Below are 26373 nucleotides of genomic sequence, written 5' to 3'. Positions count from 1 at the left end.
AGATGGGCTTTTCTTATGCCTTCAAGGAGGTGGTTACGCAAATGGCATCCAGAATCCAGGGCATCACCGTTGAGATCGGCGGCGATACCACAAAGCTCTCCAAAGCACTGGAAAATGTAAACAAGTCAATCAAGGGGACGCAGTCCGGACTGAAGGATGTCAACAAACTCCTGAAACTGGACCCCTCCAATACAGAACTGGTCGTCCAGAAGCAGAAGATGCTGAAGGATGCCATTCAAGCAACCAAAGAAAAGCTGGCGACCTTAAAGACTGCGGCACAGCAGGCCAATGAGCAGCTTGCCAACGGTGAGATCACCCAGCAGCAGTACGATGCCCTCCAGCGTGAGATCGTGGAAACCGAACAGAATCTGCGGTCTTTACAGGACCAGGCGGCTACTACCAATGCGACTCTTGCCAAGATCGATGAAGCCGGAGCTAAGCTTCAGAACCTTGGTGCCTCGGTCGAAAATGTAGGCAAGAAGTTTATGCCTGTGACGGCAGCGGTGACGGGACTCGGTACGGCCGCTGTCAAGGTCGCAGCAGACTTCGATGCTGAGATGAGCAAGGTCTCTGCCATTTCCGGTGCAACCGGGGAGGACTTTGACAAGCTTCGTGAAAAGGCTCGTGAAATGGGTGCCAAGACAAAATTCTCGGCATCCGAGGCAGCTTCGGCCATGGAGTTCATGGCCATGGCCGGTTGGAAAACCGAGGATATGCTGGGCGGCATTGAGGGCATCATGAATCTTGCTGCTGCATCCGGTGAAGACCTCGCCACGACCTCGGATATCGTCACGGACGCTTTGACCGCTTTCGGCCTGTCTGCGGCGGATTCCGGGCATTTTGCAGATATCCTTGCGGCGGCTTCGTCCAATGCCAATACCAATGTCAGCATGATGGGAGAGACATTCAAATACTGTGCGCCTATTGCCGGTGCGCTGGGATTCTCGGCAGAGGATACGGCAGAAGCCATCGGTCTTATGGCGAACAGCGGCATCAAGGCTTCGCAGGCTGGTACTTCGCTGCGTTCCATCATGAACAACCTTGCCGGCGAGGTGACCTTCGTCGGTAAGAACATCGGTGAAGTCACGATTGCGACCAGCAATGCAGACGGCAGCATGAGAAGCCTGAACGACATTCTGGCAGATTGCCGCGTAGCATTCGCCGGTCTGTCAGAATCTGAGAAAGCTGCAAATGCAGAAGCACTGGTCGGCAAGAACGCCATGTCCGGTTTCCTTGCCCTGATGAATGCCAGCCAGTCGGATATCGACAAACTCAGCGGTGCCATTGAAAACTGCGATGGTGCTTCTGAGAGCATGGCAGAAACCATGCAGGACAACTTAAACGGTCAGCTCACCATTCTGAAATCTCAGTTGGAAGAGCTGGCCATTTCTTTTGGTGACTTGCTTATGCCGGCCATCCGTAAAATCGTGTCTGCTGTGCAGAGCTTTGTGGACAAGCTCAACAGCATGGATGACAGTACCAGAGAAACGATCATCAAGATCGCACTGCTGGCGGCTTCCATCGGACCGCTGCTTATCGTTCTGGGTAAAACGATCTCGACAGTGGGTACAGCGCTGCGCGGCTTCAGCTCTCTGGCAAAGGGCACCCGATTGCTCATCACCCATGTGGGCAGCGCAAGCGGTGTGTTCGGAAAGCTGGGAGCTGCGCTGGGCGGCTTGTCCGGACCGGTCGTTGCAGTGGTGGCAGTCATCGGTACGCTGGTGGCTGCGTTTATGAACCTCTGGAATACGAATGAAGAGTTCCGCACAGCCATTACCGGCATCTGGAATGACATCGTTTCCAAGGTGAAAGGCTTCTGTGACCAGCTGATCCAGCGCATCAACGGTCTGGGCTTTGATTTCAAGGACATCACCGAGGTGCTGAAGACCATCTGGGACGGCTTCTGTCAGGTGCTTGCACCGCTGTTCGAGGGAGCGTTCCAGAACATTGCTACTGTCCTCAGTGTTGTGCTGGATACCCTGATCGGTCTGTTCGATGTATTCTCTAATCTGTTCCAGGGCAACTGGAGCGGAGCATGGGAAGCAGCAAAGGGGATTTTCTCTGGCATCTGGGAGGGAATCAAGACCATTTTCTCCACGACACTGGATGCCCTGAAAAGCGCACTGGATATCTTCCTTGGTCTGTTTGGTACCGACTGGCAGACTGTGTGGGGCAGTATCAAGAGTTTCTTTGAGACGGTATGGAGTGGAATCAGCAGTTTCTTCTCCAACACGGTTTCTGCCATCCAGACAGTGGCAACTACTGCGTTTACGGCAGTTTCCGGATTCTTTACGACGGTCCTGACCACGATCCAGACGACCTTCAGCACTATCTGGACTGCTATTTCCACAGCAGTTTCTTCTGTGCTGAATACGATCCATACCACGGTGACAACTGTGTGGACGGCGATCTCGACTGCGATCTCTACGGTCATGAACACCATCAGCACGACCATCACTTCGGTGTGGAATGGCATTTACAACACCATCAAGCCTCTGCTGGATGCGTTTAAATATCTGTTTGAGACCATCTGGCAGGCGATCCAGATCCTGGTCGGCGCAGCACTGACCGCAATTCAGACGAAGATCACTTCCATCTGGAACGCCATCGTTGCCTTCGTGACTCCGATGCTGACTGGATTGCAGACGACTTTCTCTACAGTTTGGTCAGCGATTCAGACAGCTATCTCCACGGTGCTGACAGCAATCCAGACTGCAGTGACAACGGTGTGGAACGCCATTGTATCCTTCCTGTCTCCGCTGCTGACTGGCATCCAAACCAGGATGAGTACGGCATGGAATGCAATCAAGACGGTCATCTCGACGGTCCTTTCTGCGATCCAGTCCACGGTTTCTTCTATCTGGACTGCCATCAACAGCAAGATCTCCGGAGTGGTAAATGGCATCAAATCGGTGGTTTCCTCCGGCTGGAATGCCATGAAGTCTACGGTTTCGTCCCTCAGTAACAGCATCAAGAGCGCGGCAACCACAGCCTTTAACTCGATGAAATCCGGGATTTCTTCTACGATTTCCGGTATTAAGACCACCATCACGAACGGCTTTAACAGTGCAGTTTCCTTTATCAAGGGTCTGGCTGGACAGGCATTTTCGTGGGGCTCTGACATGATCGGCAACATTGTGTCCGGTATCCAGTCGAGGATTCAGGATGTGGCAAGTGCTGTATCGGGAGTGGCAGACCGTATCCGTTCCTTCCTGCACTTCTCTGTGCCGGATGAAGGACCTCTGGCAGATATGGAAAGCTGGATGCCGGACTTCATGCAGGGTCTGGCAAACGGTATCACGACCAACACCAGCCTTGTGACTGCGGCGGCGGAGAACCTGTCCACCACGCTGTCTACCTCCATCACCAACTCCATGAGGGGCGTGGAGCAGGCATACAGTAAGGGTTGGGCAGCCATCAGCCAGACGGTGAAAACTGGAACGGCAGGTGTAAGTGCCGCGATGAGATCCGCATGGAGTTCCATTACGACCAGTACCGCCAGCACATGGAATAGCATCAAGTCCAGTATCCAGAACAGCTTTGCGGCGGTGAAATCCAATGTGACCTCTGCGACAGCAGCAGTGAAAACGTCCATGACCAGTGCATGGAATGCGGTGAAGTCGCTGACAACGACCAGCTGGAACGGAATTAAAACGGTCATTACCACAGCGTGGAACGGGATTAAATCCCTTACCACCTCTGCGACCGCTTCTGTAAAAACGTCCATGACCAGCGCATGGAATGCGGTGAAAAACCTGACGAATACCAGCTGGAATGGTATCAAAACAGTCATCACGACTGCATGGAACAGCATCAAGAGTCATACAACTTCCTCTGTATCCGCAGTTCGCAGTACGGTCACAAGCGGCTGGAACACACTGAAATCTACCACGACCTCTGCCTTCAACAGCATCAAGTCCACGGTGTCTTCGGCAATGTCCAGCCTGCGCAGCACGGTTTCTTCTGGTGTTGCAAGTATCAGGAGCAGCTTTAACTCGCTCGGTTCGATTGCTTCTTCGGCATACCGCTGGGGTGCAGATATCTGTTCCCAGATGGCGTCAGGTGTCCGGGCAGCAGCCGGTTCCGTGATCGCAGCGGCAGAAAATGTCGCAAGCAGGGTCAGAAGTCTGCTGCATTTCTCGGTACCAGACGAAGGTCCTCTGTCTGATGCAGACACCTATATGCCGGACTTCATGAAGCTGCTGGCGACCGGCATTAAGAAAAATGTCAAGTCGGTGGTGAAAGCCGTGCAGGGACTTGCTGGGTCTATGAGCAACAACCTTACGACCCCGGTAGATTCTCTGGGCGACTGGATGGATTCCGTGGTCGGCAGTTTTGCTACCACGATCAAGAAAAGTCAGAGCGGTATCGGTAGTGCTGCAAGGGATGTGGGCAGCGGTATCCAGTCCCAGTTGATGTCCGGGCTTTCCGGTCTGAAAACACAGTTCCAGCAGATCTGGACTGACCTGCAGGGTATCACCAAAACCGCAGTCGGCGGCATGAGCGATGAAGTGAAGCAGGACTTTACGGATATGAAGGACTCCATTGGTGAGCTGAGTTCCCAGACCAGTTCCCTTGGAAATGCGATCCGTAGCCTAGGCGATACCTTCAACTCGGACTTCTTAAAGAACCTGGGAAGCGGCATCAGCAAGGTCGGTGACATGGTCAACACGGTCACTGGTCTTGTGGACAGGCTCGGTTCCATGAAAAATACCATCGGAAACCTTGGTAGTACGATGCAGAACCTCGGTAATGCCCTCGGAACAGAGAACGGTGGTGGTCTGCTGTCCAATATCGGTAGTTTCTTGTCGAAGATTGGCAGTGCAGATGGCGGTCAGATTGTGTCGAAGTTTGGCAATTTGATCTCTGGGCTGACCTCCAAAATGGGCGGTCTGGGAGAGGGAATCTCCGGCATCATCTCGAAGCTGGGAAGCCTTGGTTCCAGCGGTGGGGGAATCCTGTCGAATCTGGGCGGGCTGCTTTCCGGTGTAGTGTCGAAGATCGGCGGCTTAGGCGGCAGTCTTTCCGGTATTGTATCGTCTATCGGTTCTTCGCTGGGCGGTATTGCCGGGACAGTCGGCACAACGCTTTCCGGTCTGCTCGGTTCTGTGGGTACGACCGTATCCGGTCTGGCCACCGGCGCAGGTACAGCCCTTGCAGGGGTAGCAAGTTCCGCAGGTGGTTTCCTCGCATCCGCAGGCACAGCACTTGCTGGCCTGGCGGGTCCTGCAGGTATCGCAGTTGCGGCGGTCGGAGGTATCGGTCTTGGACTGACCGCTCTTTGGAAAAACTGCGATGGCTTCCGAGAGGGCGTCACAAATATCTGGAACGGGATCAAGAACACCTTCTCGAATGGAGTAAATGCCATTAAGAACGGAATCTCCAATGCGGCTTCTGCTATTGGCAATGTGGCATCGTCCATATGGGGCGGCATCAAGAACGTGGTTTCCTCGGCGGTCAGCTGGGGCAAAGACATCGTTGGCGGTATCGCCGGAGGTATCAAAAAGGGCGTCAGCTGGGTCGGCAATGCGGTCAAGAGTGTGGCAAGCGGTATCCGCTCGTTCTTGCACTTCTCTGTGCCGGATGAAGGACCGCTGGCAGATGCCGACACCTATATGCCCGACTTCATGAAGCTGCTTTCCGGTGGCATCAAGAAAGGCGAAGGCGGACTGATCAGCCAGATCAGGTCGATGGCAGCAAAGGTACAGCAGGGTATGGAGGGCATCAGCTCCTTCAGTCTGCCGGAACTGACCTTGCCACATTTCGATGGCTCCGGTTGGAACTTCCCGCAGGCGGCTCTGGCCGGAGGTGGCACCACCCGGACGACCAACCTTGGCGGTGTGTATATCACAGTCAACGGCTATAATGCCCGGAACGACGATGAACTCGCACAGACCGTTGCCGATAAGATCAACGGCATGATCCATGAGGATGATTCGGTCTTCAAGTAAAGGAGGAGATGCGTATGGGCTATAACACCCCCAAGCAAACAGTATCACAGTTTCAGTTAAAAGACAGATATGCCAGACAGTATCTGTCGTTTGCTGGGAAGTCCAGCAAAGACTTCCTATTATATTTGTCTGGTCCCGGTGTGTATGATTCCCCGGCTGCGGATGTGGAGAGCACCTCCGTACCCGGCAGGAACGGAGACATCCTTACCGAGAATGCAAAGGCAGGCCGCCGCAGGTATCAGAATGTGGATATCAAGTATAAGGCATTTTTCTTCAACGGACTGCCAGCTAAGACAGCAGCAGTCAAGGCATGGCTTCTGTCGCCGGTGGGGTATCAGAAATTGCAGGATACCTACGACCCGGATTTCTTCCGGATGGCAGTCTGCAAGGATGCCCTTGCCTTTGATGTGACTGCTCAGAAAGCCGCTGAGATGGAGCTGGCATTTAACTGTAAGCCCCAGAGGTGGAGCGTGGACGGGCAGCGGACGATCCGGCTGGATGGCAGGTCGACCTTAAAGAACCCCTTTGCTTTTCCTGCACAGCCCATCTTCAAGGTTTACGGAGACAGCGGCGGCGAGCTGTATGTGGGGGAAGAGAAGATCACCATCCACAGCATCAAAGACTATGTGCTGCTCAACTGTGAGACGCACAACGCTTACAACGCTTCCGGCTTCTGCAATGAGACCATCCTTTCGGATGACTTCCCGGAACTGCCGGAGGGAAAGACACAGATCACATGGACAGGCGGTATCACGGCGGTGGAAGTCATTCCCCGTTGGTGGACGCTCTGAGGGGAGGTGCAGCCAGTGATCCCGTGTTTATATGATTCCAGAGAAATGAAATTTGATAATAACGGCATTGGAAAGCTGGCAGATGCACAGTCTTGTACCGTGACTGAAAAACGAAACGGCAGCTATGAGCTGAAGCTCATCTGTCCGGCAGATGGCATCCACGCTGAGATGCTAGAGGAGGGAAACGTCATCCTTGCCAAACCATCTGATACGATGCAGCCGCAGCCGTTCCGAATCTACAAGATCACGACTCCGATCGATGGAAAGCTGGAAGTTCAGGCACGGCATATTTCCTATCAGCTCAACTTTATCACGGTATCGCCTTTTTCAGTGACCGGCTGCGTCGGGGCAATGCAGGGGCTGAAAAGCCATGCGGCTTCCGACTGTCCGTTCTCAGTTTGGACAGATGTGGCATCCAGTGCGATGTTTACTGTGTCCGTTCCGGCATCTTTCCGTAACTGTCTTGGCGGTATGGATGGCTCGGTATTGGATACTTTTGGAGGAGAGTTCGAGTGGGACCGCTACACAGTCAAGTTTCACAGAGCCAGAGGTGCGGACCACAACGTTCATATCGTCTACGGCAAAAATCTGACGGATTTCAAGATGGAGAAATCCATCGAGAATACCATTACAGGAGTGCATCCGTACTGGGTAGACAACGAAACGCAGGCGGTTATGGAACTGCCAGAAAAAGTGGTCATGGTCAGCCGAAAATCTGTGCCGTATCAGAAGATTACGGTGCTGGACTGCACCAGTGCCTTTCAGGAAAGGCCATCGGAAGCGGCTTTGCGAGAGTATGCACAGGACTATATTGATACGACCAGCCTGACAGAGCCGGAGGTCGACATTAAAATCGACTTCATTCAGCTTTGGAATACACCCGGATATGAGGATGTTGTACAGGCAGAACAGGTCTCGCTCTGTGATACGGTTCATGTGTATATCTCGAAGCTGGGCATTGAAGCCAGTTCCAAGGTTACAGAAACCGAATATGACTCGCTTTTGGAACGGTATAACAGCATCACGCTGTCGAATTCTACGGTCAGCAGCCGAAATTCCTCCCTGACAAGCTCCCTTAACAGTATCCGAAATACAGCAACCGCCGCATACGATACCGCAGTCCGTGTGGAAACAGCAGTGGGAGAGCAGATGGGCGGCATTTCGGCCTCCATTATCTATGATGGTGCGTTGTTTGCAGCACTGTTCGGCCTTCATTATAAAAATGAGACGGACAGTAAGGGGAATACGACTCGGTACGCATTCAACGCAGCAACTCTGAAACAGTCAACGGTTGCGTGGAAGAATAGCCCGGCCGGATTTTTTGTTTCCACAGATGGCGGGAAGACATGGGGATATGGCTGGGAGTCAGATGATTCCGCAGTCAAAACAGCAATCCTGTTGGAGCAGACACTCAAGAAACTGGACGACCGTTACAAGAAAGCAGCCGAGCTTTCCAAGGAGTTGCTGGAGGAACTGGATGAGCGGTACAAAACAGCGACCGCTATTTCTGTAGAACTTCAGAAAACGCTCGATCAGCGGTATGAAACGGCAAAGAAGCTGTCCAAAGAACTGTATGAGGAACTGGACGCGAAGTATCAGCCGTATATCCCTGTGTCCGAAAGTGCGCCGGAAGACCCGGCAGAGGATTCCTTCTGGGTCGATAAGAAGAACCTTCGGTTAAAACTGTGGGACGGAGAACAGTGGCAGACGATTGGATATGAACCGGAAGAACCTGATCCAGAGCCAACGGAACCGACCACACCGACCGAGCCTGAAACCCCGGATACCGAAAAGCCGGGTAGTGAAGATAAGGATACGGAAAACAAAGAGGAAACAGATAATAAGGAGACGGATCAGGAAGGAGGGAGTTCGTAATGGTCACAGGCATTTATCAGGAAGTGGAATTGTCGCTGACGGAGAATCTGATCCCGGTGACGGTTCCGGTCAAGCAGTATGACAACAAGGCGAGAAAAGTTCGCTGTGTTTTGTATAACAACTCTGTGGAATATACCGTGCCGCAGAATTGTATTGTAGCCTGTTCCGGTACCCGTCCGGATGGTACAATCTTCCACTACACGAGTGAAACTGCGCCAGACCTTGTATTCGTTGAGAAGGGGGCAGTCCTCTTTACGATCACGACCTTCATGACGGCGCAGGCCGGACGTTTTCCGTTGGATGTTGTTATGCTCAGCACAGAAGGTGATGTCCTTGGGTCATTCTCTCTTACGTTAAAGGTGGAGAGGGCGGCCATCAATAACGGCAAGATCGCCACTTACACATTTGCAGCATTCCTGAAAGCTGTTCGGGATGGCATCCGAAATCTGTTTATAGACAAGGCAGGCTGCTTTGGCTTTGAGTCGGATGACGGTCTGGGACTGAGTGATAGATCGGAGTCCAGTTCCGTAGAAAAGCTGTGCCGTGAGATCGTGGAAGGATCGATTACGGAGGAGGGCTATTTTGCATTTGAAACAAAATGCGACCTTGGGCTGATATTCACAACCGATGAAGAAGGACATCTGGTCGTGGAATATGGCGAGGATGATGTGTCAGTGTAAGGCTGACAGAAAGGGGTAATATGGCAAAATACACAGGCCGCCGGATCGTTCCCAAACATGCAGGCGAATGGGACATCCGGAAAGAATATGAAGAGCTGCAGATCGTACTGGATGCAGACAGCGGCAACAGTTTTATCTCCAATCTTCCAGTGCCGAAAGGAACGGCTCTGAGTGATGAGAAGTATTGGAGCCTGTTCAGCCTGCATAGTGAGCAGATCGCAGAGGCAGAGGAGCATCTGACCCAGACGGCCGAAGATATCCGCTCAGAGCTTTCGGAAACAGAAAACCGGATCAACAAAAATGTATCCGACACGGAAGGCCGTATCAATGAAAGCCTCTCCAGCACAGAAAGTAAGGTAAACACCAGCCTGTCCGAGACAGAAAACCGTGTGACTGCGCGTGTGGAGAATGCAAAATCGGATCTGACTGCAAAAGTCGCAGCGGCAGAGCGGCAGATGAATCAGAACGCCCAGAATGTCGCACAGACAAACAAGGCTCTGAATGCCCGGATGGACCAGATTGCAAAAGGGAGAACCTCTGACACAGAAGTTCTTGATGCAAGAGTGGATTCGGAGGGGAATACCTTTGACAACCTTGGAGCGGCGATCCGTTCCATCTATCCGAAAGCAAAAGAAGGGCTGGATGCACTGCAGGAATCCAAGGTGGATGCAAACTATGATGCGACCGGCGAACTGACAGAAGGCATTACAGTCAACACGATCAACGGAGAAACGCAGAAGTTTGAGCATGTCCAGACGACAGCACTGATCCCGGTAGATACCGCCTGCCAGAAGGTCTATTATACCGGGCAGGTGTTCAACTGGATCGGAGTTGCAGGCTATGATGCCAATGGTACGTTTGTGGCATCCATTCTGGATTCCAGGGATACGGAACAGCCGCAGGAGTACAAAGAAAAGGAATTGGAGATCCCGGAAGGGGTATTCCAGATCCGGGCAAGCTCCTATGCGAAGGACCTGAGCCTGAAGGTGTGCGGAGAGTCTGCAAAGCTGTGGAATCAGGTTCAGAGGGAGCGACAGAATCAGAAAAAGATGGCAGTCGAGATCGAAGCACTGCGAAGTGCGGATGATGCGCTGGCAAAGGAAACGATGACCAGTTTGAACCTGCCCTTTTTATATGACGGTGTCAGCAATATCTGGGAAGGCAGCAGCCCGGTACTCCAGACCTACTATGTGCCGCTGACTGTTCTGCGAAGTGTGTTTATACAGGAAATCCAGTTCACACTCCGAACCATTGGGGAGACGACCCTGACTGCCATGCTTGAATCGGAAGAAGGCGAGGTGTTCCGCCAGTCGGTAGAACTAGTGAAGGGAGATAACAGGATCACCTTGATTCTGCACCGATTTATAGATGAAGGAGCATACAAACTGCGTGTGCGCAGTACAGACAAGGTGCTCTATTATCCGGTGCGCCCGAATACCGGAAAAGAAATCCGCAACGATTTCTTCAGCAATGAACCGTCCGGGAATGTGGAGTATGATTACAAAAACCGTCTGATCGTCTTTATGGGCAAGATCCTGATTGGTACAGGTAAGGTGGATACGACGCTATCCTATTCCGGCATGGCTGCGGATGCCGCCATTGTAGGACAGGCTTTCAAGGAAGAGCGGGAATACACGGATACCCTGGCATCCGGCAAGCTGGATGCAGTCCGTAGCCGGAACCTGCTCGACCCTTCCAGGTACCGTCCGGGATGGTTTGCTTTTGTACACTCGTCCATCATTCAGTATCATGCAGACAATCTCCGATATGGTTCTACGGATTATATCCCGGTCAGCGAGAAAGGCCTTGTGACAAAAGGCTCCGGCACGAACGGTGTAACCAGCCAGGTCGTGTTTGACAAAGCGAAGAAGGCGCTCCGTTATGTAGATGCCAATGACCAGTACACCTATCAGGAAGGCGATGCCTATGTGATGTTCTTCTATATGGCCTCTTCCGGACAGAAGCTCTGCGTTGTTGAGGGAACGGAGTATGTATACGAAGCATACACGGATTATAAGCCGCTGGATGATCTGAAACAGGAATTGAACTCCCTGCAGACGGAGGCGGATAACCAGAAAAAGCAGCTGACAAATCTGACGACCCGGCTGGATCAGCTGGTGGCCGTGCCGGAAAAGAAAGACCTTCGCCTTGTCCCGGCGGCTCCGGTGTATACGGTCTGCAATAACCTTTCGACCGCCAGAAACTATCATGTTTCAGTCTGGGTGGACCATCTGATTGCTGAGACAGGCTGGAAGAATAGAGCGGCTGGTTTTGGTACGGAGATGGAGGAGCGCTTTGACCTGTACTCACCGTTTACCAACACGGCAGTCAACAGCGGGGAGGATGTTCTGGAACAGACGGTAGAGAAATCGTTTGTGTCAGATGTCTATAAGACGCAGAAACTCAAATTCAAGCACCGCAGCACCTTGGCCAGTATGGGAAAGAACCAGTTCCCGAAGATCCTTGTTATCGGTGACAGTGTGACAGATGGGTATCTGGCCGGTGTTGGGAAAACAGATGCGGATCTTCCGACCCACTATTGGTCGTGGGTGCGCTACCTGTTTGATCTGGACCGCAAGGACGCGAAAGCGGCAGAAACCGAATACCGCTGTCTGATGGTCGGCATGCCGGGAACAGTGAATGGGAAGCATTACGGCTCCTCGTCCTCGTTCAAGCTGGATGGAAAGACGGTTGTGAACTATGCGATGGGTAAGGGCGGCTGGAGTGCAGAAGATCTGAACCTTGCAACTTTTGAGAGCGCATCTAATATTAACCCGTTCTACGATGAAAAGACGAAGGGCTTCTCGCTGAAGGCTTGTCTGGATAAGTACAGGACGTTGGCGGATAACGGCATGACCCGGCTTATCCCCGGCGAAACCGCAGGCACGGAAGTAAAAGATGCCAACGCTTATGACCTGTGCACGCCGACCCATGTGGTGATCAACTTAAACCACAACAGTTCCCTTGCAGAGTACAAAGCCAATATCCCGGATATCGTGAAAACGATCAAGCGTGAGTATCAGGATATCATCGTGATCCTCATGTCCATTGATGAGACCGGCACTTACTTCCCGGCAAAATACCCGGAGTACCGGGCTTCTGAGATCACGCTGGGCGGACTTCACAGCAAGAATGTGAGCATCTACCAGTATTTCTGCGATGAACTGCAGGATGAGGCAAACGGTGTCTATGTATGCAGTGGGCATCTGATCCAGCCTGCCGTGGAGAGTTACCCTACACTGGATTATGTGTCTGCGGATTCGGTCGGCAGACAGAGTGGCAGGGTACTGCACATGGCATACGGCCGGGGTCAGTACGGAGGCCCCAACTGGCATCCGAACAACTACGCACACTGCGCATGGGGCTATCAGCTGTATGCGTTGGTCAAGTATACACTGGCACTACAGGATATGAAGTGAGGCCGGGAATATCCCGGAGAAAGGAAAAGCTATGATGAACCGTAATAATTGTCTGAAAATTCGGGGGGGGGGGTATCGGATTATCTGACCTGTGCAGTAATCTGATCTCTTCTGTGCTGAGGGGAGGTGTGTTCTATGCCTAAGTATGTTGGCAGACGCATCGTCCCGAAGCATGGCGGCATCTGGGATAAGACAAAAGAGTATGAGGAACTGATCATCGTGCTGTGTCAAGAAACTGGTGTCAGCTATATCTCCAAGCTGCCGGTCCCGGCTGGAACGGAAATCTTTAATGAACACTACTGGTCTGTATGCAGTCAGTTCAGTGAGCAGATCAGGCTGGCAGAGGATCATCTGACCCGGACAGCAGAGGACGTCCATACGGAACTGACAGAAACAGAAAGCCGCATCAGTAAAAATGTGTCCGAAACGGAAGAAAGGGTCACCCAAAAACTCACGGATACGGTGCAGAACGTGAATGACAGCCTGAGTGATACGACCACTACGCTGGCGAAGAAGGTGACAGATGCTCAGAAGCAGCTGGAGGATGGACGGACAGCCATGCACCAGAGTGCAACATCCCTGAATTCCAGGATGAACAGCATTGCATCCGGTAAGACTACGGACAAGGAGACTCTGGATGCGCGGGTCGATTCGGCAGGGAAGACCTATGACTCATTTGGTGCACACTTACGGTCCAGAGCCGATAAGTTCTATGCCAACGGTATGCCTTTCTCTTATACAGGAGCAGTCAATCTGAATACCACAGAGCATCAGCTGGAGTTTTCTGGGAACTTTATCTATCTGGGTGCGAAGGGGAATAAGCTGCTTACGAAACCAGAGCCGATTCCATATAACCCGGATGCTCTTTTGACCTATATCTCCTACGATACAGTGGAAGGGACGTTGGTGACAGCGGACTGGTCGGATTCTCCAAAAGAGAATGATATCATCGTTTTTGTAGTGGACTGTAAATATCCGGAACGGTCTTATGGCTACTTTCCGTTCAAGGTGGATGGCAGGATGCCGTTTGGCGACCATACGCTGTCTGGCACGATGCTTCTGGATAAATCGGTGGACGGACAGAAACTTCTGGATGCTACCGTTACAAAGGATAAACTCGCAGATGCCTGTGTAAGCGCGGCAAAACTTGCACGGGATGCGCTGATGTCACAGAGCCTTGAAGTTCCATTCCAGCCCTGTGTCTTTTCAAAAGGAAAATGGGAGATCGTGGATGAAGGAGCCACCATCCATCATTTTTTGACGGAGTATGAGAGCGGGTATTATGGTGGCGGCATTAAAGTTCCCCGTGCGGAGCGGTTTGATAAGCTCTATGTCGAGATGGATTACTGCAACGACCAGCTGATGCACTACTATGTGGTTGGTTCAAAGCTGGTAAACCTTGGGTCGATTGCTTCTACAGATGGAAAACCAAAGAGGATCACGCTTGAAATCCCATCCAAAAAGCTGGAAGATGCCGGGTATAAGGATGACTATATCCAGATCGTGTTCACGAAGAACAGCACCTACGATATGACCATGTCCAACGTAAAGGCACATTACTTCAATGTGAAGGGCAGCTACTTTGGGGAAGATTACAGCCTCCTTCATGAGCAGGCTGACACCAATACAAAGGAGCTTGCTGCCTTGTCGGAAAAGGTCCGTGTAAATGCGGATGCGATCATAACAGCAGATGCGAATATGCAGAACCTTTCCAAAACGATCAGTTCCGTGTCTACGGATATGCAGGTGGTCATGAAGCAGAAATCTGCGTTCACCGGAAAGAAGATCCTGTTTTTGGGAGACAGCATCACGGCACTGAACACATCGGAGCGTGGCTGGGTAAGATACTTCAATGAGATCATCCAGCCGGAGCGGTTTGTAAACCTGTCGGTATCCAGTGCCAGATGGTGCGATTATGAGGACAGCGTTTACGATGGCAACCCGGTCTTTTCCGGACCGGATCAGAACCACAACAATGTCATGGGCAATCAGGTGGAAAAACTCATCCGAGGCAAGGACAAGACCAGCCCTCACTACAAGGAAGTGACTGCCTACGCCGACTTTGATATGATCCTGATCGCCTGTGGTACGAATGATGGTGTTCCTTCCGGCGATATGGAAGGCTCTTTCACTTCAGAGAATGAAATGGTCGCCATCGAAGAGCTGGACCGCAGGGCGTTTGCATCAGCATTCCGGTACAGCATCGAAAAACTTCAGCAGCTGTACCCGGCGGCGAAGATTTATATCTGTACGCCGATTCAGGGCTATATCACGACCCGGAGCTATGCACAGTCCAAGGCGAAAGGCGATTATCTGAAACTTCTTGCCGGCAGGATGTCTCTGGAAGTCATTGATACTTTCTGCTGTGGTATCTGTGACATCTACGAGAAAAAGAATGCCAATGGCCGCTACCTGATTGATGGTCTGCATCCGAATGCGGCAGGCGCAAAGAAGATCGGAGTATTCAATGCCAGTGCAGTGATTGCCAGCTATCGATAATCAAATCCCACGGCTTGTCCGTGTTTTTATATATAATCCATATCAAAGGGCAGCTTCGGCTGTCTATTTTTATTGCCCGGATACGGGCGGAAAGGACGGAATTATGCAGAATGTGATCGACAAGATTGAATGGATGTTCGCAGGCCTGGGTGGTTTCCTGGGCTGGTTCTTCGGCGGGTTTGACGGCTTCCTGTATGCACTTGTAGTGTTCGTGGTCTGTGACTACTTCACCGGAGTGCTGGCGGCAGCAATCAAGCATGAGCTTTCTTCTGAAGTTGGCTTTAAGGGTATCGCCAAGAAGGTATGTATCTTTGTGCTGGTTGGTATTGCCAATATCATTGACACACAGATTCTCCAGAATGGAGCCGCCATCCGCACCGCTGTGGTGTTCTTCTATCTGGCAAACGAGGGCCTGAGCTGTCTCGAGAATGCAGCAGTGATCGGTCTTCCGGTGCCGGAGAAGCTCAAGGAGATGCTGGCACAGCTGAAAGACGAGCGCGATCAGGACAAAATCGACAAGCAGTAATCAACCGGGAGGGGCGATAAGCCTCTCCCATATTTTATTTAGGAGGAACGGACCATGAGTATGAAAGAATATCCCGCAAAGCTGACGACCGGCTACTACCGTGTGCGTGAGGACTGGGAAGATGAAGCATCCCAGCTTGGCGCATACCGTCTGCTGGCGAATGCAAAAGCCAAGTGCGATGAGAATCCCGGCAGCCGTGTGTTTGACAATGACGGCAATGTGATCTACCCGGAGGAGGCTGTGCCGGTGACAGGTGCAGAAGAAGCGGAGGAAAAGCCGGTTATGGACGAGCCGGAAGGGAAAGCACCGGAAGAGGAATCTTCGGAAGAGAAGGACACCCCTGTGACGGATGAGCAGAAAGAGGAAGCCGGAAAGGAAGAGTATCCGACTGCAGAGGAACTCCCGACAGCAATCGCCTATGGCAAGCTCAAGACTCTTATGAATATCCGGGAAATGCCGGATACCAGTGCAGAGGTTGTGACCATCTATAAGAAGAATACGCTGATCGAGATCGTGGAGTTCTGTGCCGGCTGGCTGAAGATCAAATGCCCGGAAGCGACGAGCGGTCTGGCCTATGTTCTCAACAGTGCGGATACCTATGCATTTACCGCCAGCAAGATCTACACCGTTGTTCCGGGCGACAACCTCTGGAAGATTGCAGAGAAGGAACTGGGGGATGGAAGCCGTTGTGCCGATATCCGCGCACTGAACGGTCTGACTTTCAATGCCATCCGGGTCGGTATGAAGCTGCTGATCCCGTAAACGGTGCATTTCGACGCTTTTTTAGGACTTCAATTCCCAACAGCATAACTGTATACTAGGGCTGAGGTGATGAAAATGAACGAAGTGCTCATGGCAGAAGATGTGTTAAGACCGTATGGCATCACATTGTATTACAAGGGCTGCGAATATCTGAGGGATGCAATCATCCTGCACTGGCATCAGCCGAACCTGATACCAGGCCAGCTCATACAGCTTGTTGCAAATCAAAAAGGGGCTAAGAAGAGTAGTGTCCTCGGCACCATTTCTACGATCGCAAACGTAGCGTGGAAAGTCAATGGGACAGGCGGCGAAAAACCGATGTCTGCCATGAAGTTCGTCTGTAGGATGCTAGAAGAAGCAGATGGGATTATAAAATAACAAAATAACCACAGCACGAGACTCGGAGTGATCCGGGTCTCGATTTTTTTAGGAGGAATCGATATGGGATACACCAATAGTCCACTCGTTGTTTACACCAAACTCTCCCCGAACCATTCCGGGCAGAGAACACACAGCATTGACCGCATCACGCCGCATTGCGTGGTAGGCCAGCTTTCTGCAGAGAGCATTTGCGGATGTTTTACCAGTCCGACCCGTCAGGCCAGCTGCAACTATGGCATTGGCACGGACGGCCGTGTTTCTCTGTGCGTGGAGGAGAAGAACCGCAGCTGGTGCTCGTCTAGCAATTCCAATGACCAGAGAGCAGTCACCATCGAATGTGCCAGCGACATGAATGAGCCGTATGCGATGAACAGCGCCGTATATAACTCGCTCGTTAAGCTCTGCATCGATATCTGCAAACGTAACGGCAAGAAGAAGCTCCTGTGGCTGGGCGACAAGAATAAAACCCTCAACTACGCTCCGGCAGCAGACGAGATGATCCTGACTGTTCATCGCTGGTTTGCCAACAAAAGCTGTCCCGGAAACTGGCTGTACGCCCGTCTGGGTGATCTGGCAGCAAGGGTGACGGCGGCACTTGGCGGTTCATCTTCATCCGGCCTGCAGGCATCTTCCCTTAAGAACCTGTCTGAAGCCGAGGCAGTGGCAGAGATCGGTCCATTGTTTACCGAAAACCAGAAGCAGTCCGGCATCCTTGCCTGCGTGTCGATGGCGCAGTTTATTCTGGAGTCCGGCTACGGTAAGAGTGAATTAGCACAGAATGCTAATAACTGCTTTGGCATGAAGACCTCGCTTTCCGGGAACAGCTGGAGCGGCAGCAGTTGGGATGGCAAGTCGGTCTATACCAAGAAAACGCAGGAGCAGAATGCCGATGGCAGCTATGTCACGATCACCGCTGATTTCCGAAAGTACGCCTGTGTGGAGGACTCCATTGCCGACCATGCGGCATATCTGCTCGGTGCGATGAATGGCAGCAGGAAACGTTATGAAGGTCTGGCAGGATGCACGGATTACAAGAAGGCTGTGCAGATCATCAAGGATGGCGGCTATGCCACCAGCCACACCTATGTGCAGAATCTCTGCAATATCATCGAGCGCTGGAACCTGACACAGTATAATGTTGCAACCCAGAACCAGGGGAGTACCATCCCTGGTTGGTATCGTGTGCGTAAGAGCTGGCAGAATGCAGCTTCCCAGAAAGGAGCGTTCCATGATCTGTCCTATGCGAAGCAGTGTGCGGATGAGAATCCAGGGTATACGGTCTTCGATCCGGCCGGCAAGGCGGTTTATCCTTTGACCCAGACTGCATCTGTGCCGTATGCGGTTCGCGTGTCCATCAATGACCTCAACATCCGTAAAGGACCGGGCACGAATTACGGTAAGACCGGTTATTATACCGGAAAGGGCGTGTTCACCATCGTGGCAGAATCTGCTGGTGCCGGTTCTGTGAAAGGCTGGGGCAAGCTGAAATCCGGTGCAGGCTGGATTGCACTCGACTTCGCAGCGCGTATCTGACCTTCATGGGCTTTCCTGAAAAGGAGAGCCTTTTTACATACAACCCAATCGTCAGTTCTGCCCGATTATAGGGGGAGATATTCTACGATTTATAGTTCGGATATCACTTGCTATAAGTGCCGGATAGAGCAAATATGTCACTACCCGAAGATAGGAAAAGGCGGTGGCATTACCACACGTTTTCCTTTCGGAAGGAAAATCTGACGAAAGGAGAGGACGATATGGATTCAAATGCTTTTCTGAATGACTTGATGTCAAAGATGAAGCTGCCGGAAGCAAAAGGAAAGAAAAAGGCAGAACAGAGTGAATCGGTGGCGCAGATTCTTGCCGTCATGCAAAAGGTCAAGACTGAGAAAAAGAAGCCGCCTGTAACCAGCTATGCACCAGTAAAAGAAATGCCGATGAATGAGCCGGAGAGTATGGAAGAATTCTCCCAGCTCGCATCCGATGTGATGCAGGAATGCCGGCCAGCAATGCCGACGGTGAAAACATCAATTTCAGAGAAGGCTGTTCGGGTTGCCGCATATATCCGTGTTTCCTCCACCAATCCGGCACAGGAAGATTCGTATGAAATGCAGGAACGCTACTTTATGTCACTCCTGGCAGGAAATGCAGGGTGGACATCCGCCGGCATTTATTCCGATCATGGCATTTCCGCAACAAGCAGGGAAGGACGGACAGGTTTCAACCGTTTGCTCCGACACTGCAAGCAGGGGAAAATTGACCGTGTGATCTGCAAGTCCATCAGCCGTTTTGCCCGAAACACGCAGGACTTTCTTGTGGCATTGCGGACCTTAAAGGAAAACAATGTCACGATCCTGTTTGAGCGGGAAGCGATGGATACAGCGGATGCTTACAGCGAGTTCATTCTTACTACGCTGGCTGCCATTGCCCAGGAAGAGAGCCGTTCGATTTCAGCAAACATTGCATGGAGCAATCAGAAACGGTTTCCGGCCGGAAATGTCTGCAACAAGGATATCTACGGATACGAATTCCGCAAAGGGGAGTATACAGTGAACGAGAACGGATACCGATACCGGGCAGTGTTCATCATCCCGGAAGAAGCAGAGATTGTTCGGATGGTGTTCCGGCTTTTTACAAAAGAAGAGCTGAGCTTCACACAGATCGCCCAGAAGCTGGATGCCCTGCATATCCCGCCGCCGAACAGCGGATGCAGACAGCGGCAAAAGCGGAAGCCGACTGTGCTGCCAGCTGGCGCACTAAAGGAAGAAGATAAGCGGGGGTGGACGGCAACGGATGTTCGGTACATGATTGCAAATGTTCGTTACTGCGGTTCCGTACTTTGTCAGAAGACCTACACCGATCACAGGAATGGGCATAAACAGAAGGTCAATAAGGGGGAAAAGCCGAAATACCTGATACGAAATCATCATCCGGCTATCATTTCGGAAGAATTGTGGCAGGAAGCACAGGAAGTCTGGAAGGCATACACGGCAAAGTATAGGGGCATCGAAAAGGGAAGAAACGAAAGAAACTATTCCAAGCTCCTGCTGTGTGGAGAATGCGGACGGTATTTTCAAGGCCATTCCACAACAAGGACAACCATCTGGCGGTGTGCGACGAAGCTCGCCCAGCAGGGACAGAAGCGCTGCCGAATGGAACCGATTTATGAAGAGCAGATCCAGACGCTGCTTTGCAAAGCATTTGCCGAAAAATTCAAGCTGGGTGAGAAGATGGATGCAGAAGTCCATGAGGTCATGCAGATGATCTCCAAAGCACCCATTGATAATGCGAGAAATCAGGCATTAAAGAACCTGACTGAGAAGCTGAGAGAGATCCATGATTTCGACCAGATGGAGCAGGAAGGGGATTTTCTGAAACGCCAGCTGTCTGCAGTGAACTATAGCATTCGGGATGTCCACCAGCACATCCGGGATATTCAGGCGGAAAAAGAAGCATTGAAAGTGCGATGTGAGGTGCTGGGAGAACCGAGAGATAAAGAAGCAGTCACAGAGTTAGAAAACCGACTTCTCAATGAAGAAGAACAGCTGGAGAAGCTGGAACATGAAGCCCAGCAACAGGCCGAACAGGTCCGGTACATGGAAGATTACTGGAAGAAGCTGGAGCAGACCCATGAAATCCGGGAGAAAACGCTGCAATGGCTGGATTCTCTGGCGGGAGGGACGCAGATGTTTCTGGATGAAGCAGTTGGAACGTATGTGAAAGCCTTTGTGCTTTCCGTTACCATTTTTTCACCGAAACATTTTAGAATCCACTGGTTTGATGACACCTGTACGGAAGTGGAGTGTGACAGCGTATTTGAGGGCTATCAGCAGCCTGGCATGATAAGGAGGAAGTATTGATGAACAGACAAATGACACAAGGGACGGTTGCAAACAATGTGCAGGTGATTCCGGCAACGAAGCGGAGAGTGTCTGCCGGCGGTCAGCTGAAAAAGGCAAAGGACATCCGGGTTGCCGCTTACGGCCGTGTTTCAACCGATGAGCTTGCCCAGCAGACTTCGTATGAGGGGCAGAAAAGCTATTACACGAAGCTGATCAATGAAAAAGAAGGCTGGACTTTTGCCGGAATGTATGCAGATGAAGCAATCTCCGGCACCAACCGTAACCACCGCACCGAGTTTAATCAGATGATGCAAGATGCGCTGGACGGGAAGATCGATTACATCATTACAAAGTCCATTTCCCGATTTGCACGAAATACGGTCGATACGCTGAACTGCGTGAGACAGCTTCGGCAGTGTGACCCGCCAATCGGTGTATACTTCGAAAAGGAGAACATCGACACGCTGGATGCGTCTGGCGAACTGCTCCTGACCATCCTTTCAGCATTGGCACAGGAAGAAAGCAATTCGATCTCCAAGAATATCAGCTGGAGTATTCAAAAGCGGTTTCAGGAAGGGATTGCCTTTGGAAATCCACGGTCGGTCTACGGTTATACGGACGGTGAGACGAATAAGGACTGGGTCATTGTAGAAGAACAGGCCAAGGTGGTGCGGTTCATCTTCGATGAGTTCCTTCTGGGAAAATCTTCTTACAAAATCAGCAATGAACTGAATGAAAAGGGAATCCCTTCATCCAAAGGGACAAAATGGCAGAGCGAAAGTGTGGATTTTATCCTCCGGAATGAAAAATATGTTGGTGACTGCGAAATGCAGAAAACGGTTACCGTCGATTTCCTGAGCCACAAGACGATTCCAAACAATGGAGAAGCCCCGAAATTTTATGTGACGGACCACCATGTCCCGATTATCAATCGCGCGGTATGGATGCGGGCACAGGAAATCCTGGCACACAGAAAGAAAAACCGAACGAAAAAGAAGGATGAAAAGCGGGAAAAACGAGTGGGCAAGGATGTCTTTGATAACCTGGTATGCGGAAAATGCGGAGCCCCCTTTTACCGCAGAACCCTGCAGGCAAGAGCCACACACTTCGAGGATGACAGGTGCCTGGATGCTTGCCGCAGTGAGCTGTTGGCACAGGGGAGTTCGCCGGATGACTACTATGAACGGTATTATTACACCTATCCCGTTTGGCGGTGCTCAAGTCTAAAAGATACCTCACCGACCAACGATGGGCCATTTATGGGAAAAGCAGACCCGGATGTTGCCTGGCATCCGATTTATATTGGCGAAGGAGATGCAAAGTGCCCTTCCCATTTTGTATACGAGACGGCGGTCAAGCAGAGCTTCATGGAAATGTTGTACGCCATCAAGCGCGACCATGAAGAAAACGGGGAGAACGCATGGATCGATTCGGAATTCCGTATGGTCTACCAGAAGGTGCAGGAGCATGTCGCAGAACGGGATTCTTCCAGAAAAACAGAGCTGGATGAGCAAATTCTGCAGCTGGAGGAAAAAATGGCTCAGATGCAGGGGCGTCTGAAAGAAGCAGTAGAGCGTGGCCGCCAGAAAGCCAGCCCGGAGATTGATACCTACGAAAGACTGGTGGATGATCTGCGGGAGCGTTTGAATGAGAAAATGGACGAACGGCAGCAACTCAGTCAGGAAGAACAGCTTCTTTCGGAGATGAAGCACAACTACGACTTTTTCATCCGCTGCCTGGAAGCCCTGCCCGAAATCAACAAGGCCGGCATGAAGCTGAATGTCAATGGTCTGGATACAGATGGAAGCTGCCTGCGTGACTTTGGCGGCAAGGCAAGGAGCAAAATCCTGAGTGACATCCGGCGTGGAAAAAGAAAGATGGGTGCAGACCGGGTGGAACAGGCTCCGGATTTCTTGGAATTTGAAAAGGGCGTTTACTTCGCATTCATCAAGGAAGGAATCGTTGACGGTGATGTGATCACCTACACGACGAATTTTGGAGTCAAGCTGACCAGCACCGGAAACAGCCGAACGCTGATGGCTTTCATCGGATTCCGTAGATGCAATCCGAATAAAACGGTCGAGGTGCTGATGGACGGCTGGCAGGTCAACGGACTCTGCATTCGGTACCATAGAGAAAAGAGAAAGGAAAAAACGGCACACACGCTGATGATCCGGAAACGGAAAGCACAAGAGCGAGCATTGCTGGAGCAGGAAGCGTGATTTTGGGAACCCCACTGGATGAGACATTTCGTCTTGTCTGGTGGGGATTTTTTTGTTTTTGGAGGATTTTTCTTCCGAACCCATTGCTATGTGCAAAATTCTGCTATATGTTGAGAGTACAGAAATACACATAGCAGGAGAGAACGACATGAAGAGATTAGCATGGCTTTCAGTAGAAGATTATGCAGCGACCCAGATGGAGCTGGTGGTCGTGAGTGCAATGAAAGGGTATCTGCGGCGGATGCCGGAGAAAGAAGCATTTAAAAAAGTAGAGGCTATCCTTGACCCGAAGGTAATCCGGTTGGCCGGTGATGATGGCGCACCGATGCCTATACAAAGCAATGTTGACGGAGCAAAGCTCGCTGCGTTCATCGATGCGGCCGTGGCAGACAGCATTAGGGAGCTGGAGAAGAGAGAAGATGACTTGTCAAAAGCTGGTGTGACCATGCTGGAGAATGTGGATGGCAAGAGCATGGTGGAGCAGATGAGTCCCCAGTTTTTGGAATTCGTGCTGGATGCGTATCGAAGTTTGAAATACACGCAGTGAGGTTGTACATTTTGGGGAGAAAAGGCGGAATTCAAGTTGATATTTTGGCCTGAGTTGAGTATAATATAAATGAATAAGTTCCGTGTGGCGACACGTTAAAGCTGTACTCCGGCTGGGGAGGTTAATTACCGACACTTTGTGATGCTCGGCAGGGCATTGAGGCTGACGACCAGCATAAAACACGCGATTTAAAAAGATGCGTCGGATAACTTGGGTTGTCCGGCATTTTTTTGTTATAAAAATATTGATGATAGGATAAATATAATGAGTAATAAAATAGACAAGCCGATGATGACCTCAGAACAGCTTATTGCAAAAATGAGGGATGAGAAAGGAATTACTTTTAAGTATACTTCTGAAGAAAAAGCGAAAACATACCTGATGGATATCAATAATTATCTTCGCACAGCCGCATATCGGCAGAATTACCAGAAGCACACCTGTGGAAAAAATAAAGGAAAATACATAAAACTATAAATGAGCAAATTTGAAAAAATGCACAAAATTATCCTGCTAATTTCATAAATGCTTCAAAATCATCACTTGCTTTTGCACATAGGAATAGATACTGATACTTTTCCTGATGAACGGCACTACAGATTCGATGATATCCATCTTGAAAAGACCGATATCCGCCAGTTCCTGTGACACAAATATAATGTGTCAGTGACATCAACAGCCAGTACCTCTGTATTCCCTTTGAGGAGCGTATCTGGTATGTATCCAGGGCCAGATGGTTTTTGCATTGCCTGAAAAATATCTCAATCGGCCATCGACAAACATAACAGGAAAGGATCTCCTGTGTAGATAAGGATACATTTGTGCTAATGAAAGCACGTAGTGCTTTAGGATTACCAAATGCTTTTTCAGGATAGCTTAAAAGAACAACTGCATTTTCTATGCCGCTGAGGTTTCCCTCATACCGGTACACATAATAGTTGCGTTTTTTGACTGTGACGAGGTCAAATCCTTTATGTGTTGTGGATCGTTCAGCAGCCAGTTCACTGAGTTTCTTTTTCATTCCTGATGGATACAGCAGACGGTTTGTTTTCAAAGCACCAATGGTATGGAACCCTTTCTGTACAAAAGTATTGATTATTTTTTCAGAAACATACCAGCAGTCACAAAGGAAATAAGACATTACTGGTGGAACAGGCAGTTCCTTTGCAATATTTTGTACAATATCAATCTTGGAAATTGATTTATTGTACATTACAAAAGCATAGTTCAGGACAATGCCGTTACAGGAAAGCATAACAGCTACTGCCTGATGTCCGTAGTCCTGTTTCCCCTTTAAATGGGATTGGTGAAAGTACGCATCTTCAATCGGATGCAGAGCCTGTGACGAAGGCTTTGTCTTTGAAGCTATCGTATCGTCTACAATGCAGAAAACAGGCTTTCCGGTGCGTGCTGCTTCTGAATAAATAATCTCTATAACAGAACGTTTTAACGTATCTGAAAGTAGAGAATCATCCCATTTCCCTGAATTAAGGAAATGTGCAATCGTAGTTCTGTGACAGGAACTGTTTTTAGCAAAATCCGTGGTTTTTCCATGATATCCTGAAATGAAAATGCTGATCAGGATACTTATAAGGTGGTTTATCACCCGGTTCGAATAAAATTTGCATAAATTTAATTTCTTAAGCTGGTTGTATATGAATGCGGAATGATGTATAGTATTTGCGAGAGACACCTTCTTTCGTAAATGTTGCAAATGTTTGTTTAGGCACTTTCATTATACAACACACGGAATCGAGGTGTCTTTCTTTTATGCAAAATCACGAACTTGCTCATTTATAGACATAAAACTTGATTTTGCATATCTACAAGAAATGTCAACGGTTGATATGCATTTTCGATTTATTGTTAACAGAATGTGTTTGGATATTGAACAGGCGTTAAAGGTGAAACTGATAAGGGATGTTTCAAATGACGCAAATGCAGATGCTTATAAAATAGTTGAGAATTTTTTGCTAAAAAATTCCTATATCGTAAAGGGATTGGAATCAAAAGTCACATCCCCATTTACCGGCGATTTAATACAAAAGTATTTCGATGTACAGAGGGTGTATAATTCGTTTAGAGGGCGGTATGAACACATAATCCAAGGCTATGATGATTGCCCGATATGGGTTTTGTGTGAAATCCTAACATTTGGAGAATTTTTGAGACTGTATGAATTCTATTATGGAAATACAGCAGTGGTTTCTGGGGCGATTCTTGGATTGGTGAGAAGTCTAAGAAATGGGTCAGCGCATAATAATTGTCTGCTGGCAAACTTATCGCATGGAACTTCTATACCGCCACGTGAGATTAAGGACTATGTTAAAAAGATGGGATCTATAACAACATCCCAAAGACAGAAGAAACTCTCCTGTAGACCTATGCTAGAGTTTGTTTCATTGATTTATACATACGAGTTGGTTGTGACACCAAAAGTAAAACTTCATAGAAGTGAAGAACTATATAACGTGTTCTTTAAAAGAATGGTTGAGAAAAAAGCCTTTTTTGAAGACAATGATTTGATAAGAACGAACTATGAATTTGCTGGAAAAGTATTACGTGAATCATTGTGCAAGCAAAAATAATTCTTTTGAAAATGTTGCACAGGGGTTGACTTTGAAAACAAAAGCGCATATAATAAGAGCAACATCAAAAAACTGATTACAGTTTTTGTACGGGGCGACGTTACGACGGCGTCCTAGTTTTTTTATGTAGAAAAATCATCACAGAAACGAATCCTTCTGTAATGATGGTAGCCCACTGGCGTACTGTGTAAATCCTACATGGTACGCTGGTGGGCTTCTTTTTTGCCTCATCCCGCATGAACCACAGACAGCACCCCGGCATGCTCCGAAGTGCAGTTGTGGCTTATGCGGGT

The 26373-nt window shown here is 50.0% G+C and carries 16 protein-coding genes and 1 pseudogene; 16 read left to right on the top strand and 1 reads right to left on the bottom strand.

Features of this window, described 5'->3' with window-relative positions; translation table 11 throughout:
- The first annotated feature begins 41 nt into the window (after nucleotides 1-41).
- From PGQ33_RS16745 to PGQ33_RS01440, 15 genes and pseudogenes are all read left to right on the top strand, one after another.
- Nucleotides 42-5951, top strand: coding sequence for a phage tail tape measure protein (locus tag PGQ33_RS16745; protein ID WP_330663203.1), 5910 nt, complete (start codon nucleotides 42-44; stop codon nucleotides 5949-5951).
- Between the two features lie 14 nt (nucleotides 5952-5965).
- Nucleotides 5966-6742, top strand: coding sequence for a hypothetical protein (locus PGQ33_RS01500; RefSeq protein WP_118574001.1), 777 nt, complete (start codon nucleotides 5966-5968; stop codon nucleotides 6740-6742).
- Nucleotides 6743-6757: 15 nt separating this feature from the next.
- Entirely contained in the window at nucleotides 6758-8617 is a 1860-nt protein-coding gene (locus PGQ33_RS01495) for a phage tail spike protein (RefSeq protein WP_107000206.1), read from the top strand.
- Nucleotides 8617-9297, top strand: a complete 681-nt coding sequence (locus PGQ33_RS01490; protein ID WP_107000205.1) for a hypothetical protein — start codon at nucleotides 8617-8619, stop codon at nucleotides 9295-9297. The genes PGQ33_RS01495 and PGQ33_RS01490 overlap by 1 nt, the downstream gene beginning before the upstream one ends.
- A 20-nt stretch (nucleotides 9298-9317) precedes the next feature.
- Nucleotides 9318-12716, top strand: a complete 3399-nt coding sequence (locus PGQ33_RS01485; RefSeq protein ID WP_270205113.1) for a hypothetical protein — start codon at nucleotides 9318-9320, stop codon at nucleotides 12714-12716.
- Between the two features lie 135 nt (nucleotides 12717-12851).
- Nucleotides 12852-15215 carry an SGNH/GDSL hydrolase family protein gene (locus tag PGQ33_RS01480; protein ID WP_270205112.1) on the top strand — a complete coding sequence of 788 codons (2364 nt, stop codon included), beginning with the start codon at nucleotides 12852-12854 and terminating at the stop codon, nucleotides 15213-15215.
- Nucleotides 15216-15318: 103 nt separating this feature from the next.
- The gene (locus PGQ33_RS01475) at nucleotides 15319-15741 is read left to right on the top strand and encodes a phage holin family protein (RefSeq protein WP_107000202.1); all 423 of its coding nucleotides are present in this window, start codon (nucleotides 15319-15321) and stop codon (nucleotides 15739-15741) included.
- A gap of 54 nt (nucleotides 15742-15795) precedes the next feature.
- The gene (locus tag PGQ33_RS01470; RefSeq protein ID WP_270205111.1) at nucleotides 15796-16503 is read left to right on the top strand and encodes a LysM peptidoglycan-binding domain-containing protein; all 708 of its coding nucleotides are present in this window, start codon (nucleotides 15796-15798) and stop codon (nucleotides 16501-16503) included.
- Nucleotides 16504-16578: 75 nt separating this feature from the next.
- A complete protein-coding gene (locus tag PGQ33_RS01465; protein ID WP_195488626.1) occupies nucleotides 16579-16881 on the top strand; it encodes a sporulation initiation factor Spo0A C-terminal domain-containing protein in 303 nt (100 codons plus the stop codon).
- 63 nt (nucleotides 16882-16944) lie between these two features.
- A pseudogene (locus tag PGQ33_RS16930) lies at nucleotides 16945-17370 on the top strand (peptidoglycan recognition protein family protein); the annotation flags it as partial.
- A 9-nt stretch (nucleotides 17371-17379) separates the two neighbouring features.
- A complete protein-coding gene (locus PGQ33_RS01460) occupies nucleotides 17380-18417 on the top strand; it encodes a glycoside hydrolase family 73 protein (protein WP_330663201.1) in 1038 nt (345 codons plus the stop codon).
- 221 nt (nucleotides 18418-18638) lie between these two features.
- Nucleotides 18639-20741 (top strand): recombinase family protein, encoded by a 2103-nt coding sequence (locus PGQ33_RS01455; RefSeq protein ID WP_270205110.1) that lies wholly within the window; start codon nucleotides 18639-18641, stop codon nucleotides 20739-20741.
- Complete coding sequence (locus tag PGQ33_RS01450) at nucleotides 20741-22945, top strand: recombinase family protein (protein WP_161283998.1); 2205 nt, start codon at nucleotides 20741-20743, stop codon at nucleotides 22943-22945. The genes PGQ33_RS01455 and PGQ33_RS01450 overlap by 1 nt, the downstream gene beginning before the upstream one ends.
- Before the next feature lie 148 nt (nucleotides 22946-23093).
- Nucleotides 23094-23492: a hypothetical protein gene (locus PGQ33_RS01445; RefSeq protein WP_270205109.1), complete on the top strand. Its 399-nt coding sequence runs from the start codon at nucleotides 23094-23096 to the stop codon at nucleotides 23490-23492.
- A 264-nt stretch (nucleotides 23493-23756) separates the two neighbouring features.
- Nucleotides 23757-23969, top strand: a complete 213-nt coding sequence (locus PGQ33_RS01440) for a hypothetical protein (RefSeq protein WP_270205108.1) — start codon at nucleotides 23757-23759, stop codon at nucleotides 23967-23969.
- A 28-nt stretch (nucleotides 23970-23997) separates the two neighbouring features.
- On the opposite strand, the gene PGQ33_RS01435 is transcribed toward PGQ33_RS01440, so the two are convergent.
- Entirely contained in the window at nucleotides 23998-25098 is a 1101-nt protein-coding gene (locus PGQ33_RS01435; protein WP_243097413.1) for a transposase, read from the bottom strand.
- Nucleotides 25099-25249: 151 nt separating this feature from the next.
- On the opposite strand from PGQ33_RS01435, the gene PGQ33_RS01430 reads away from it, so the two are divergent.
- Complete coding sequence (locus PGQ33_RS01430; RefSeq protein ID WP_270205107.1) at nucleotides 25250-26080, top strand: Abi family protein; 831 nt, start codon at nucleotides 25250-25252, stop codon at nucleotides 26078-26080.
- Nucleotides 26081-26373 lie beyond the last annotated feature (293 nt).

This window comes from Coprococcus sp. AM100_B19A (assembly GCF_027662015.1).
Taxonomy (GTDB): domain Bacteria; phylum Bacillota; class Clostridia; order Lachnospirales; family Lachnospiraceae; genus Allocoprococcus; species Allocoprococcus comes.
The sequence above is the reverse complement of the archived record's forward strand: the minus strand, read 5'-3'. Positions and strand labels throughout refer to the sequence as shown.